Origin of the sequence: Exiguobacterium sp. s78, assembly GCF_018618985.1 — a bacterium.
GTDB classification, from domain to species: domain Bacteria; phylum Bacillota; class Bacilli; order Exiguobacteriales; family Exiguobacteriaceae; genus Exiguobacterium_A; species Exiguobacterium_A abrahamii.
Window position 1 is genome coordinate 1 of sequence record NZ_JACSNB010000003.1, and the last position, 14,288, is coordinate 14,288.

Annotated in this window: 11 protein-coding genes and 1 rRNA gene; 4 read left to right on the plus strand and 8 right to left on the minus strand. The window is 47.1% G+C overall.

Annotated elements, in window-relative coordinates:
- From KNQ18_RS13105 to dnaA, 8 genes are all read right to left on the minus strand, one after another.
- Window positions 1-71: ribosomal RNA gene (locus KNQ18_RS13105) — 16S ribosomal RNA — on the minus strand; the annotation flags it as partial.
- 346 nt (window positions 72-417) lie between these two features.
- On the minus strand, window positions 418-1,461 hold the full coding sequence (locus tag KNQ18_RS13110) for an HD-GYP domain-containing protein (protein ID WP_050678883.1): 1,044 nt from the start codon (window positions 1,459-1,461) through the stop codon (window positions 418-420).
- A 90-nt stretch (window positions 1,462-1,551) separates the two neighbouring features.
- Complete coding sequence (gene gyrA / locus KNQ18_RS13115) at window positions 1,552-4,164, minus strand: DNA gyrase subunit A (protein WP_064300777.1); 2,613 nt, start codon at window positions 4,162-4,164, stop codon at window positions 1,552-1,554.
- Between the two features lie 27 nt (window positions 4,165-4,191).
- Window positions 4,192-6,105, minus strand: a complete 1,914-nt coding sequence (gene gyrB, locus KNQ18_RS13120) for a DNA topoisomerase (ATP-hydrolyzing) subunit B (protein WP_200864062.1) — start codon at window positions 6,103-6,105, stop codon at window positions 4,192-4,194.
- Between the two features lie 10 nt (window positions 6,106-6,115).
- Entirely contained in the window at window positions 6,116-7,270 is a 1,155-nt protein-coding gene (gene recF / locus KNQ18_RS13125; RefSeq protein WP_023469866.1) for a DNA replication/repair protein RecF, read from the minus strand.
- Between the two features lies 1 nt (window position 7,271).
- Window positions 7,272-7,493, minus strand: a complete 222-nt coding sequence (gene yaaA, locus KNQ18_RS13130; protein ID WP_023469865.1) for a S4 domain-containing protein YaaA — start codon at window positions 7,491-7,493, stop codon at window positions 7,272-7,274.
- Between the two features lie 162 nt (window positions 7,494-7,655).
- Complete coding sequence (gene dnaN / locus KNQ18_RS13135; protein ID WP_023469864.1) at window positions 7,656-8,789, minus strand: DNA polymerase III subunit beta; 1,134 nt, start codon at window positions 8,787-8,789, stop codon at window positions 7,656-7,658.
- Window positions 8,790-8,980: 191 nt separating this feature from the next.
- Entirely contained in the window at window positions 8,981-10,372 is a 1,392-nt protein-coding gene (gene dnaA, locus KNQ18_RS13140; RefSeq protein ID WP_023469863.1) for a chromosomal replication initiator protein DnaA, read from the minus strand.
- A gap of 737 nt (window positions 10,373-11,109) precedes the next feature.
- Between dnaA and rpmH the strand changes: the two genes are divergently transcribed.
- The 4 genes from rpmH to mnmE all read left to right on the plus strand — a co-directional run bounded on the left by rpmH (window position 11,110) and on the right by mnmE (window position 14,250).
- Window positions 11,110-11,244 carry a 50S ribosomal protein L34 gene (rpmH, locus tag KNQ18_RS13145; RefSeq protein WP_012371910.1) on the plus strand — a complete coding sequence of 45 codons (135 nt, stop codon included), beginning with the start codon at window positions 11,110-11,112 and terminating at the stop codon, window positions 11,242-11,244.
- A gap of 166 nt (window positions 11,245-11,410) precedes the next feature.
- On the plus strand, window positions 11,411-11,761 hold the full coding sequence (gene rnpA / locus KNQ18_RS13150; RefSeq protein ID WP_023469862.1) for a ribonuclease P protein component: 351 nt from the start codon (window positions 11,411-11,413) through the stop codon (window positions 11,759-11,761).
- 104 nt (window positions 11,762-11,865) lie between these two features.
- Window positions 11,866-12,720: a membrane protein insertase YidC gene (gene yidC / locus KNQ18_RS13155; RefSeq protein ID WP_023469861.1), complete on the plus strand. Its 855-nt coding sequence runs from the start codon at window positions 11,866-11,868 to the stop codon at window positions 12,718-12,720.
- Between the two features lie 147 nt (window positions 12,721-12,867).
- Entirely contained in the window at window positions 12,868-14,250 is a 1,383-nt protein-coding gene (gene mnmE / locus KNQ18_RS13160; protein ID WP_023469860.1) for a tRNA uridine-5-carboxymethylaminomethyl(34) synthesis GTPase MnmE, read from the plus strand.
- Window positions 14,251-14,288 lie beyond the last annotated feature (38 nt).

The following is a 14,288-nucleotide window of genomic DNA, read 5'->3' on the forward strand; positions in this document are numbered from 1 at the left end:
CTGCGCTCGACTTGCATGTATTAGGCACGCCGCCAGCGTTCGTCCTGAGCCAGGATCAAACTCTCCATGAAGTGTTTGACTTGCTCGTTGTGTGACCGAAGTCACGATTGACGAAGCTTGCGCTTCATTCATTTTTGTATTCCGTAGAATACGATTTTTGCCTCATCGTTCAGTTTTCAAAGTTCGTCCGCGCCTGTTTTGGCGACTCAATTAGAATACCAAGTCTGAAACAAGAAGTCAACAACTTTTTTGAAATTGTTTTTCTCGTTTGTTTCAAGCGCTTGTCGTTGTTAAGGACATGTAATAATATATCATGCGTTTTATTATTGTGCAACACTTATTTTAAAATTGTTTTTAAAATCATGAACAAGCCTCTTGAACCTTGCGATTCCGGCTCAAGAGGCTGTTTATTCCCTATTAATCCATCAACTGAATAATACTATGTTGTCGTTCTTCCATTAAATCAATGATCGTCATCCGTCCTTGTTCTTCATAAGAAATGACAGGTCGATCAAAGACTGGATTCTTTCGCGTGATGGTTGCAATCTTTCCGTTACTCATCAGCACGCGATCACCGACTTCTATTGGTAGAAGTAATTGTCCGAGCAACAATACATACTTTGAGCAATATTGCATCGGTCTTGCTTTCAAATGACGATAGGCATCAAACGGCGTATAAGCTTCCCGATACGGACGCCAACTCGTCATTGCAGCAAAGACATCCGCTACGATGAATAACCGTGTGTGATCTGCGATCTTATCTCCTTTTACCTTTAAAGGGTAACCTGTTCCATCTAAACGTTCATGATGTTGAACAATTAAACGATTTACTGTATCAGAGATGATCGTCTCCTTTTGCAAGGCTTGATACGCCATAGCCGGGTGACGTTGAAAAATTTCTTGTTGCATCGCTTCATATCGTTTCGTGTGACGCCATTCCATGATTCGCGCTAGTCCATAGTCTGCAAAATAGGATGCGGTCCACAACTCATGAATCATTTTCCGTTCTTTTCCGACTGCTTCCGCCAGCATTTGCGCAATTGCTCCTCGATAAATGGCATGTCGCACTGTATAAGCTTCCGTTCCCCGCTCTAGGAAGAATGGTAAGACATCTTGTCTCGTAATCCGTTCTGGAACGGACTGTTTGACCCAACTCAATGCTTCGTATACATTCGGCTTCATTCCTTGTTCCCATGACATGAAGACTTTATTGTAAAAGCGAATAAATTCTTCAAATGGATGTTCCACATGGGCTTCAACTGTTTCAGTCTGCACTTGTTCATCTTTACTGAAATCAGGTCGATCTTCAATGACGACTTCCTTAATTAAAAAACGCTGGATTCGTCGTAACTCATCGCTTCCTATTTTTTTCCCTGCTTCTACGATCGGATGATCCGTATGTAAATAGATGGATTCAGTCAAACGATCCCCGATGCGTAATTGGTCACTTGCCACTCGCATATCGCTTCGTTCCTTTCTCTTCTTTCTATATATGTAGATAAAAGCAGCAGAGTAGTATATCACTCTGCTGCTTTCTTGCTGACGTCTTGCTTATTCTTCCGCTTCTTCTGAAGCATCCGACACGATCTCATTCTCTTCTGACACAAGATTCGTGTCTTCTTCCATTTCATCAGTCTCTTCGCGTTTCAGTTTGGCAACCGTCGCAACACGGTCACCCTCTTCGATTCGAATGACCTTCACCCCTTGGGTATTCCGGCCGACACGTGAAATGTATTGCGAGTCTGTCCGAATGACGATACCACTCTCTGTCATAATCATGATGTCATCATCAACATCAACGATTCGCATGGCAACGATTTGACCGACGCGATCCGTCACCTTACTCGCGATCAATCCTTTACCACCACGAGACTGGCTACGGAACTCGGTCATCGGTGTTCGTTTACCGAATCCTTTTTCCGTAATGACAAGAACATCTTGTGCATCGCGTGCAAGTTCCATCCCGACGACGAAATCGTCTGGGCGTAACGTCATCGCTTTGACCCCACGAGCACCACGTCCCATCGAGCGGACATTCGTGATTGGGAAACGAATCGCTTTCCCGCTTGTTGATACAGCAAAGACTTCATCGTCCGTCGATGCGAGACGAACCGATGTCAACTCATCGTCTTCAAACAATCGAATCGCGATCAAACCGTTTTTGTTGATCCGTGCGTACGCAGACAACGGTGAACGTTTAACGCGTCCTTTACGTGTCATGAAGATCAATGATTTTTGCTCATCTTGAACGACTTCTTCCGTTTCGAGCGTTTCTTCCGTCTCTTCAATCTCTCCTTCAATCACCTCGACAGGTGCTTCAGTTGCTTGTTGCTCCTCGAGATAACGTTTGAAGTTGACTGGAATCATCGTCTCGACCTTTTCGTCGCGTTCGATTTGGATGAGGTTGATGATTGGTACACCTTTTGATGTCCGACTCATCTCCGGTACTTCATATCCACGAATCCGGTAGACTTTCCCACGGTTCGTAAAGAATAGAATCGTATCATGCGTCGAACAAGACAAGAGACGCGTGACGTAATCCTCGTCGTTCGTTCCGATTCCCTGAACCCCACGTCCACCGCGGCGTTGTGTCCGGTACGAATCCGTCGTCATCCGTTTGATGTAGCCACTGCTTGTCAACGTGATGATGATATCCTGTTCCGGAATCAAATCTTCGTCTTCGAATTCGATGTGGTCCATGCGGATTTCCGTCCGACGTTCGTCGTTGAAACGTTCTTTCAACTCCTCAAGTTCTGTCCGGATCAAATCAAGCAAGACTTCCTCACTCGCAAGGATGCGGTTCAGTTCCGCGATCAATTGCATGATTTCGTCATACTCTGCTTCAATTTTCTCCCGCTCAAGACCTGTCAGGCGTTGCAAGCGCATATCAAGAATCGCTTGTGATTGTTTCTCGGATAACGCAAAACGCTCCATCAACTGTTCACGTGCTGCGTCCGCTGTCCGGTTCCCGCGGATGATTTGAATGACTTCATCCAAATGATCGAGTGCAATCCGTAGACCAGCGAGTAAGTGTTCACGTGCTTCTGCTTTTTCGAGATCGAACTGTGTCCGACGACGCACGATTTCTTTTTGATGCTCGAGGTAATGATAAAGCATTTCCTTGAGCGTCAATGTTTTCGGACGTCCTCCGACGATCGCTAGCATATTGACACCAAACGTCGTTTGCATCGACGTCTGCTTATACAAGTTGTTTAAGATGACGCTCGCATTTGCGTCACGACGGATTTCCATGACGATGCGCATACCGCGGCGATCTGACTCATCTCGTAAATCGGTGATACCTTCGATCTTTTTCTCGCGAACGAGGTCGGCAATCTTTTCAACGAGGCGGGCTTTATTGACCTGATAAGGCAGCTCCGTCACGATGATCCGTTCCCGGTCTTTTTTCGTCTGTTCGATTTCAGCTTTCGCGCGGACGATGATTGAGCCACGTCCTGTCTCATAAGCGCGACGAATCCCGCTACGACCAAGAATTTCACCAGCTGTCGGGAAATCAGGTCCCGGAATGTGCTGCATCAGTTCTTGGATCGTGATTTCTGGATCGTGAGACAATGCTAAGACACCATCGATGACTTCGCCAAGCTGATGTGGTGGAATGTTCGTTGCCATCCCGACCGCGATCCCGCTCGAACCGTTGACGAGTAAGTTCGGGAAGCGTGACGGTAAGACTTCCGGTTCGCGTTCCGAACCATCGTAGTTATCTTTGAAATCGACTGTGTTTTTGTTGATATCGCGAACGATCTCCATCGCGATTTTTGACATACGAGCTTCCGTATATCGCATTGCAGCCGCCGAGTCCCCATCGACAGACCCGAAGTTTCCGTGTCCATCGACGAGTTCGTAACGGTAGCTGAAGTCTTGCGCCATGCGGACCATCGTGTCATAGACGGCAGAATCCCCGTGCGGGTGATACTTACCGATGACTTCCCCGACGATACGGGCAGACTTTTTATGTGGTTTATCGGCACGAATACCGAGGTCGTTCATCGCATAGAGAATCCGGCGGTGTCCGGGTTTTAAGCCGTCCCGTACGTCCGGAAGAGCACGTGCGACGATGACGCTCATCGCGTAGTCCATGAAGGACGTACGCATCTCTTGACTGATATTAATATCCTTGATGATTCCGTGATTTTGTTCGGACATGCTTCTGGCCACCCTCTCTGTTCAGCGTTAAATATCCAGGTTCTTGACGTAATGTGCGTGTGATTGAATGAAGTCGCGTCGTGGTTCGACTTGATCTCCCATCAAGATATCAAAGACTTCATCTGCTTCGATTGCATCTTGAAGCTCGACACGCAACATTTGACGACCACTTGGATCCATCGTAGTTTCCCAAAGTTGCTCTGGATCCATCTCCCCAAGACCTTTGTAGCGCTGAATGTCGTACCGTGCGTTTTCAGGAAGCGCTGCAAGCGCCTCTGTCAATTCACGTTCGTTATGCACGTACGTGATGTTCTTCCCTTGTTTGATCCCGTATAACGGTGGCTGAGCGATATAGACATACCCATGCTCGACAAGCGGACGCATGTAACGGTAGAAGAACGTCAACAAGAGTGTCCGAATGTGGGCACCATCGACATCGGCATCGGTCATGATGATGACTTTGTGATAGCGTGCTTTTTCGATATTGAACTCAGAACCGATACTTGTTCCGAGTGCCGTGATGATCGTCCGAATCTCATTGCTTCCGAGAATCTTATCGAGACGTGCTTTCTCAACGTTCAAGATTTTACCGCGAATCGGTAAGATCGCTTGGAAATGACGATCGCGTCCGGATTTCGCAGAACCACCCGCCGAGTCACCCTCAACGATGTACAATTCGGAAATCGACGCATCACGTGATGAACAGTCAGCCAGTTTACCCGGTAGTGAGCTCACTTCGAGAACACCTTTACGGCGTGTCAGTTCACGGGCGCGTTTCGCTGCCATGCGGGCTCGCGACGCCATCATCCCTTTTTCGACGATTGCGCGTGCGTTCGTCGGGTTTTCGAGCATGAACTGCTCAAATGCACCAGAGAAGAGTGAATCCGTAACCGTACGCGCGTCGGAGTTCCCGAGTTTCGTTTTCGTCTGACCTTCGAACTGTGGGTTCGGGTGTTTGACGGAAACGATCGCGGTCATTCCTTCACGCACGTCCTCACCGGATAACGTACCGTCCGCATCCTTCATCAAACCGAACTTCTTCGCATAGTCATTGATGACGCGTGTCAGAGCTGTCTTAAAGCCCGTCTCATGCGTACCACCCTCATGCGTCGGAATGTTGTTCGTGAACGAGTAGATGTTTGACGCAAATCCATCGTTGTACTGAAGCGCGACTTCGACTTCGATGCCATCCTTTGTACCGTGTACATAGACAGGTTCCGCATGAACGACTTCTTTTGAACGGTTCAAGTGCTCGACGTAGGACTTGATTCCACCTTCGTAGTGGAAGCTACGCGTCATCGGCTCATCCGCACGATCGTCCGTGATGATGATCTTCAAGCCTTTGTTCAAGAAAGCAAGTTCCCGCAGGCGTGTCGCTAGCAAATCATAGTCATACTCGAGCGTCTCTTGGAAAATCTCACCGTCTGGGAAGAAACGAATCGTCGTTCCTGTCTCTTCTGATGTTCCGATTACTTCGAGATCTTGCGCTGGTACACCGCGATGATACGCTTGGTAATACAGCTTCTCGTTCCGTTTGACGAATACTTCAAGTTTCGTCGACAGGGCGTTAACAACCGAAGCCCCAACACCGTGTAGTCCACCCGATACTTTATATCCGCCGCCGCCGAACTTACCACCGGCGTGGAGGACTGTCAGGATGACCTCAACGGCAGGACGACCCATCTTCTCTTGAATGTCGACTGGAATACCGCGTCCATTATCCTCGACTAAGATCGAGTTCCCTGGTTCGATCGTCACCTTGATCGTGTCACAGTATCCTGCGAGCGCCTCATCAATCGAGTTATCGACGATCTCCCATACGAGGTGATGGAGACCCTTTGATGCCGTCGAGCCGATATACATCCCTGGACGTTTACGAACTGCTTCTAATCCTTCAAGTACTTGAATCTGATCGGCACCGTACCCTTGTTCCAATTCCATATCTTCATGATTACTCATCGGTTTTCTCACCTACTGTTTCTTTATATGATGTCTCTTCCAAATCGACCGTCCCTTGTTTCACGTGGAACAACTTCGCTTGGTTGATCGTTTCATGCGCAATCCCGTCGACGCTTGTCGTCGTCAGGATCGTCTGGACCTTTTGTTGCATCGTATCGAGCAAATGTGTTTGACGATGATCATCAAGTTCGGATAAGACATCGTCGAGCAGAAGAAGTGGATATTCCCCTACTTCCTCATGAATCAATTCGATCTCCGCAAGCTTTAACGAGAGAGCTGCTGTCCGTTGTTGTCCTTGTGAACCATACGTTTGGACGTTTCGTCCATTGACTTCCATCTCGAAGTCATCGCGATGTGGTCCAAACAACGTAACTCCTCTTCGGATTTCATTTTCTTTTATTTTACCAAACTTCCGCGTGTAGGACGCAGTCATTCCTTCGACATCGAGTAATTCGTCGCCGAATGTGTCCGAACGATAGATGAGCGCGAGTTCTTCCTGTCCACGACTGATTCCGTCATGAATCGGTCGTGCCCATTTTTCGAGCTGGGCCATGAAATGATGCCGGCGCTGAACGATTTTAACGGCTAGCGTAATCATTTGCTCCGTCAAGATATCAAGGAAGGTCTCGTCTCCTCCCTTCATGGACAGTTGTTTCAGCAATGCGTTCCGCTGCTTCAACACTTTCAGGTACTGGCTCAATTCATGCAGATAGACCGGACTGACTTGACCGATCTCCATATCGAGAAATCGCCGGCGGACTTGTGGACTGCCTTTGACGATATGCAAATCTTCCGGGGCGAATAAAACGATGTTCAGTGCCCCGACATAATCACTCAAGCGTCGTTGCTCTAGATGATTCAGCTTTGCTTTTTTCCCGCGACCCGAGATGACGATCTCTTGGACATGGGAGCCGGTCCGCTTGACGACACGTCCTTCGACGCGCGCTGTTTCTTGGTCCCAACCGATCAGTTCCTTGTCATGCGTCGTCCGGTGCGACTTCGCGAGAGCAAGAACATAGATCGCTTCCAGTAAGTTCGTCTTCCCTTGTGCATTTTCACCAATCAGGACATTCGTTTTTTCGGAGAATGACAGTTCGAGTGCGTCATAGTTGCGATAATGACTGAGTCGGACTGAATCCAGCCGCACGTTAGTTGCCCTCGTTCTTGATGATGAACTGACCGTAGTCTTCTACATCAATGATGTCTCCATCCCGTAATTTACGACCACGTCGCTGATCGACCTCGCCGTTGACTAGAATCGGTACCTCTGCTAAAAACGGTTTGGCTTGTCCTCCGCTTGAGATGATATCCGATAGCTTCAGGAACTGCCCTAATGTGACGTATTCCGTTGTAATTCTGATTTCTTGCATGGATTGACTCCTCCTACCTACATATTATAAATGACGTACTCTTTATTGTACTAAACATTGAGCGATTTAGCAAAATCCCCGAACGTATATACGGTATACGAAAAAGACGGGTCCGATGTCGAAACGATCGAACCCGTCTTATCACGTATTTCGTGTTTATACTTACGCCGTCCGGACTGGAAGAATCAGTTGCAGGACGTTATCTTGATCGACTGGGTGCAAGATGAATGGACGAATCGAACCCGTGAACTGGATTTCGATATCTGTCGCGTCAAGCGCCTTCAAGGCATCCATCATGTACTTCGAGTTGAACGAGATTTTCAGCTCTTCTCCTTCAAGCGACAGGATGCTGACTTGCTCCGAGACTTTCCCGACTTCTGGTGAATGTGAAGAGATCTCGACCGCTGTCGTTCCTTCAGCTGCGAACTTGATGACGTTGTTACGGTCTTCACGTGCAAGCAGTGACGCGCGATCGATCGCTTGGAGCAATTCTTTCGCGTTCATGCGGACAGCTGTCCGGTACTCTTCTGGAATCAAGCGTGATGTATCCGGATAGTTTCCGTCGAGTAGACGCGAGAAGAAGAGGACGTGCTTCATCTTGAACAAGATTTGTTGGTTCGTGATCGTGATATCCACATGACCATCCCCAAGCAACTTCGATAATTCATTTAAGCTCTTCCCTGGAACGATGACGTTCTGGAACGAGATGTCCGTATCTGTCTCGAACTGAGCACGACGAAGGGCTAGACGGTGACTATCCGTTGAGACACACGTCAAGATACCTTTATCAGCTGAGAAGTTCACACCTGTCAGAACAGGACGTGTTTCTTGAACGGCGACAGCGAAGCTTGTTTGACGAATCATCGAACGTAAGAGATCAGCCGGTAAACGGAAACGTTGTCCCCCATCGACTTGTGGAAGGCGTGGGAACTCATCTGGATCAAGACCGTTCAAATGGAATTCCGCTGTTCCTGACTGGATCCGTGTCATGAAGTTCGGTGAGACTTCGAGTGTGACTTCGTCTTTTGGCATCTTTTTGACGATATCGCCGAAGAAGCGGGCATTCAAGACGACACTACCAGCACGGTGAACCGTGACATAAGATGTTCCATTCTCTTCTGCATAGATCGTCCGTTCAATCGAGATTTCTGTATCGCTTCCTGTCAGCGTCATGCCATCTCCATGAGCTTCGAGTTTGATCCCTGTCAGAATCGGAATCGTCGTGCGGGATGAGACCGCCTTGGCTACATCTTGTACTGCTTGAATTAAAGCTTCGCGTTGAATGGTGATATGCATATCGTCGTTAGACTCCTCTCGAAAATAATGGGCATGCGCCCATCATAACATAATAATATATTTTTTTAATAATAGTCTTAGGGGCTGTGGATAGTGTGGATAAGTCGGTGGATAACTTGATATAAAGCCAAAAACGGTGTGGATAAGTTGTGGATAACTACCCTACTTTATCCACATGTTTATCCACAGTTTTACGAATGCTTTAATTCATGTTTGATTTGTTCAATGACTTTGCCTGTTTCCCCGTCCGATTTGATCAACATACTGATTTTTTCATGGGCATGAATGACGGTCGTATGGTCGCGTCCCCCGAATTCTTCTCCGATTTTCGGTAAAGAGCTTTCTGTCATCTCACGCGAAAGATACATCGCGATTTGACGTGGGAAGGCAATCGATTTCGTTCGTTTCTTCGCCTTCAGATCATCAAACGGTAAGTTGAAATGTTTACTGACCGACTCCTGGATGTCACGAATCGTGACTTTACGCGGTTCAGCGACCGGCATGATGTTATGCAAGGCTTCTGCAGCGACATTTGGATCGATTGGTCGCCCGACGAGATTCGCATAGGCAATGACACGCGTCAACGCCCCTTCGAGCTCCCGAATGTTCGTATCAATCTGACTCGCGATGTAGAGCATGACTTCGTTTGAGACGTCAAGCTGCTCCGCATTCGCCTTTTTCCGTAAAATCGCAATCCGTGTCTCGAGATCCGGTGGCGTGATGTCTGTGATCAATCCCCATTCAAAACGAGAACGAAGCCGATCTTCAAGCGTTGGAATCTCTTTTGGTGGTCGATCGCTCGAGATGATGATTTGTTTTTGGTCGTTATGCAGGGCATTGAACGTGTGGAAAAACTCTTCTTGCGTCTGTTCTTTGCCCGCAAGGAACTGGATGTCATCAATTAAGAGGACATCGATGTTACGGTATTTATTTCGAAACTCAACCGTTTTATTATCGCGGATGGAGTTAATGAAGTCATTCGTAAAGCGTTCAGAAGAGACATAGGCAATCCGTGTCCCGAGATTTTGATCTTGAACGTACTGTCCGATGGCATGCATCAGATGGGTTTTGCCAAGACCAACGCCACCATAGATGAAAAGCGGATTGTATGCTTTAGCAGGCGCTTCCGCAACAGCAAGTGAAGCGGCATGCGCAAAACGGTTCCCCGATCCGATGACGAATGTATCGAACGTATACTTCTCATTTAATTGTCCGAGTTCACTCATCGTCAATTCCTCTGTTGGTCTCCGCATGTTCGATGGACGCGATTTCGGAGTCGGTGTTGCCTCAACACGTTCCTCTTCTTGTCGATCGAGCATTTTCTTCGCTTGTCCCTCTTCAATGAACTGAATATCGAGTCGGCTTCCTGTTACTTCCTCAACTGTGTCTTCGAGTAAAGATAAGTACTGGCGCTCGAGCCATGTCACCGTAAATGCAGCTGGTGCTGAAACGAGTAGTGTCGTTCCATTTAGCGTGACGCCTTCTGTGGATTTCAACCACATATCATAACTAGCTTTCGGTGTTCGTTCCTCTTCCTCGATCACAGATAAGACATTATGCCAAAGTTCGGCAGCGTTTTTCATAAATACCCCCCTTTTTTTATCAAGATAGAAAATTTTTGTACACAGGCTTATACACAGACAAAGTTAATGAAGAAACTCGACTTATCCCCATAACGTAAAAACTGTGGATAACGTTATCCACAGGCAGTTGAATCTGTGTATAAAGTTATCCACAGGGTGTGTATAACTTGTTTTGTCCTGAACAATCAGGATCATGTTATGCACAATTAGTGTATCAAAAGAAATGAGCCCTGGCAATGGTTGGAATGATTTATCCACAAGTAAATTAAACCGTCCACAGGTAGTTACCCACAAGCTGTGGATAGTGTGGATAAATTGTGGATAAGAGGTGGATAACTTTTTAAAAGAGGAAGCGTTGAAAAAGAGTTATTCACAAAATACAAAAGAAGTGGAAAAAGGAAATCCAAAATCGAGGATTGACGTCGATTTTAAAAAATACTATTGTAGACAAAGTGAAGAGTTATCCACGGAAAGTGTGGATAATGTGGATAAGTCTGTGGATAGGTGGATAAGTCTACAAACATCCCCTCCATGATCGATATGTATTCTATCGCGTAATAGAGTTTGCGCAGTCGAATCCTATCGCCTGTTTTCGAACCAGAAATCCCTTAAGCAGGACAAGAAATCTTCTGAACTTTCATTGACAATGCCACAATCAGTTTATATAATGTACAAGACTGCCTTAAAGTAGAAAATAACAATTGGTTATAAAGATCTTTTAAAGGAGGTGCAGACGAATGAAACCAACTTTCAACCCAAACAACCGTAAGCGTAAAAAAGTTCACGGATTCCGTGCGCGTATGGCTACGAAGAGTGGCCGCCGTATCTTGGCTGCTCGCCGTCTTAAGGGCCGCAAAGCCTTGACTGTCTAATGCATTGATGCATCCATCACTTCGGGCATGATCCGAGGTGATTTTTTTTTATGTTTTTTCGTGTGTTCGTGCTTTTGTCACATGCGCCCTATCGCGTCGCATGTTTATTCTATGATATGATGAGAGACGACGAATTTTCGTAGTGTCAGGATGGAGTGTGAATAAGGTGAAGAAGGAATACCGCGTCAAGAAAGACAAGGAGTTCCAAGCGGTGTTTACTAAAGGAGCCTCTGTCGCAAATCGGCAATTTGTCGTGTATGCCTTGAAAAAGGAGCAACAGACTCACTTTCGGGTTGGTTTATCCGTCAGTAAGAAAATCGGGAATGCCGTCGTCCGGAATCAGGTAAAACGGTATCTTCGGGAAGCATGCCAGCAGCATGAAGCCTCGATTGCCCCGAATTATGATTTGGTGATCATCGCGCGCAATCCGGCCGCGAAGATGACCGCGCAAGAAGTGGCTGACAGTCTCCGTCACGTGCTCAAACGTTCCGGTGTCTGGATGCGATCAAAAAAATGAATCGTAGCAATGCATCCTGTTGATTTGTACGGCGCTCCCTTTCCTTGCCTTACTATAGAAGAAGATGGCGTTCGACAAAGCGTAAACAATTTCTAGGAGGAATTATGAACAAGAGAACTAAGATTTGGTTAACTCTCGGACTCATGTCCGTGCTCGCGATCGTATTATCCGGCTGTACACCTAGTTCGTATGGTACTGGTGAACCGATCACAGCAGACACAGAAGGTTTTTGGAAACATTACTTCGTTTGGCCGATGGCGTGGTTGATTCGTGAGATTTCACAGTTCTTTAGCGGTGATTACGGTATCGGAATCATCATTACGACACTTCTCGTTCGTCTTGTCATCCTTCCATTGATGATTAAACAAACGAAGAGTATGGGTGGAATGCAAGTCATTCAACCAGAAATGATGAAGCTTCGTGAGAAATACAGCTCAAAAGACCAAGAGACACAACAGAAATTGCAACAGGAAATGATGAAGCTCTATCAAGAGCACAACGTCAATCCACTTGCAGGCTGTTTACCGATCTTGATCCAAATGCCGATTTTGATCGCGTTCTACAATGCCATCATTTATACACCAGCTATTTTCCAACACACGTTCCTCTGGTTCGACCTTGGGAAACCGGATCCATTCTTCATCTTGCCGATCATGTCTGCGGTACTAACATATCTGCAACAAAAGATCTCGATGGCAGGTCAAGAAGACAACCCACAAATGAAAATCATGCTTTACGTCTTCCCAATCATGATCTTCATCATGGGTGTTACACTCCCATCTGCCCTTTCGCTTTACTGGGTCGTCGGTTACATCTTCTCGATCATCGTCACGATCGTCATCATGAAACCAATGCGTGAAAAGATTAAGTTGCAGACGGAAGCGACAATGGCTGCTAAACGTGAAAAAGAAGCAGCACAAGCAGCTCCGGCTCCTAAAAAATCGAAAAAGAAACGCTAATACGTGAAGAGCGACGCTTTGTTTTGACAGAGTGTCGCTCTTTTTCTTTTGCGTCATTTCGTGTATAGTTGTTTCGTTATACCCATTGCAACGATTAAGGATTAAATACTCATAAAAAGACAGAAGAAAAACGAGGTGGAAGAACGGATGATGGAATTTGATACGATTGCCGCGATTTCGACGCCGATGGGAGAAGGGGCGATTGCGATCGTGCGCTTATCAGGTCCTGATGCAGTCGCTGTAGCCGACCGTGTTTACAAAGGGAGCAACCGCTTGACGGAAGTACCAACCCATACGATTCATTACGGGAAATTGGTCGACCATGAGGCGGACCGTGTCGTCGATGAAGTAATGGTGAGTGTCATGCGCGCACCAAAGACGTTTACACGTGAAGATGTCATCGAATTGAATTGTCATGGAGGAGTCGTCGCGGTCAATCGTGTCCTCGAACTCATCCTCGCCCAACCGGAAGTCCGGCTGGCGGAACCTGGTGAATTTACGAAACGTGCGTTCTTGAACGGACGCATCGATTTATCACAAGCGGAAGCCGTCATGGATCTGATCCGGGCGAAGACGGACCGAGCGATGCATGTCGCCGTCAGTCAGATTGAAGGACGTCTCTCAAAACTCGTCCAAGACTTACGTCAACAATTGTTACAGACGATTGCTGCGATCGAAGTCAACATCGATTACCCGGAATACGATGCAGAAGAGATGACGCAACAGATCGTCGAACGTGATGCTGGTGCTGTCCGCGCGATTTTAGCAGAGTTATTAACAACGGCACGCCAAGGAAAAATCTTGCGCGAAGGGTTATCCACAGCGATCATCGGTCGACCAAACGTCGGAAAGTCGTCTTTGCTCAACACATTGGTGCAAGAAGCAAAGGCCATCGTCACGGATATCGCGGGAACGACACGCGATACGATCGAGGAGTACGTCAATGTTCGCGGTGTACCGTTGAAGTTGATTGATACGGCAGGGATTCGCGAGACGGAAGATATCGTCGAACGGATGGGTGTTGAAAAGTCGCGTCAGGCTTTGAAGACGGCCGATTTAATCTTACTCGTCCTAAACGGGAATGATGTTCTGACGGATGAGGACGTCTTGCTGTTTGAAGCAATCAAAGGAATGAACGCGATCATCATCGTCAACAAGAGTGACTTGGCGCAACAGATTGACTTAGCGCGTGTCACGGAGCTTGCTGATGGTCGACCAATCGTCACGACATCCTTGCTCGAAGAAGCAGGCGTCAACGATCTCGAAGCAGCGATTGCGAGTCTGTTCTTTGAACAGGGTGTCGAAAGTCAGGATATGACGTACGTCTCAAATGCGCGTCACATCCAGCTCATCAAACGAGCGAGTCAAATGATTGAAGATGCTCTCGGTGCAGCAGAAGCAGCGATGCCAATCGACATGGTACAGATCGATTTACGACGAGCGTGGGATACGCTTGGCGAAATCAATGGTGATACAGCACAGGATAGTTTATTGGATCAGTTGTTTTCGCAGTTCTGTCTCGGGAAATAATTCGAGACGACTGCGTGTGGAATAAGAAGGAGGAACCA

Coding starts and splice junctions, on each gene's coding strand:
- dnaN (WP_023469864.1), bottom strand. CDS start 8,789: ATGCATATCACCATTCAACGCGAAGCTTTAATTCAAGCAGTACAAGAT.
- dnaA (WP_023469863.1), bottom strand. CDS start 10,372: ATGAAAAACGCTGCCGAACTTTGGCATAATGTCTTATCTGTGATCGAG.
- yaaA (WP_023469865.1), bottom strand. CDS start 7,493: ATGCAAGAAATCAGAATTACAACGGAATACGTCACATTAGGGCAGTTC.
- rpmH (WP_012371910.1), top strand. CDS start 11,110: ATGAAACCAACTTTCAACCCAAACAACCGTAAGCGTAAAAAAGTTCAC.
- gyrB (WP_200864062.1), bottom strand. CDS start 6,105: ATGGAATTGGAACAAGGGTACGGTGCCGATCAGATTCAAGTACTTGAA.
- KNQ18_RS13110 (WP_050678883.1), bottom strand. CDS start 1,461: ATGCGAGTGGCAAGTGACCAATTACGCATCGGGGATCGTTTGACTGAA.
- yidC (WP_023469861.1), top strand. CDS start 11,866: ATGAACAAGAGAACTAAGATTTGGTTAACTCTCGGACTCATGTCCGTG.
- mnmE (WP_023469860.1), top strand. CDS start 12,868: ATGATGGAATTTGATACGATTGCCGCGATTTCGACGCCGATGGGAGAA.
- gyrA (WP_064300777.1), bottom strand. CDS start 4,164: ATGTCCGAACAAAATCACGGAATCATCAAGGATATTAATATCAGTCAA.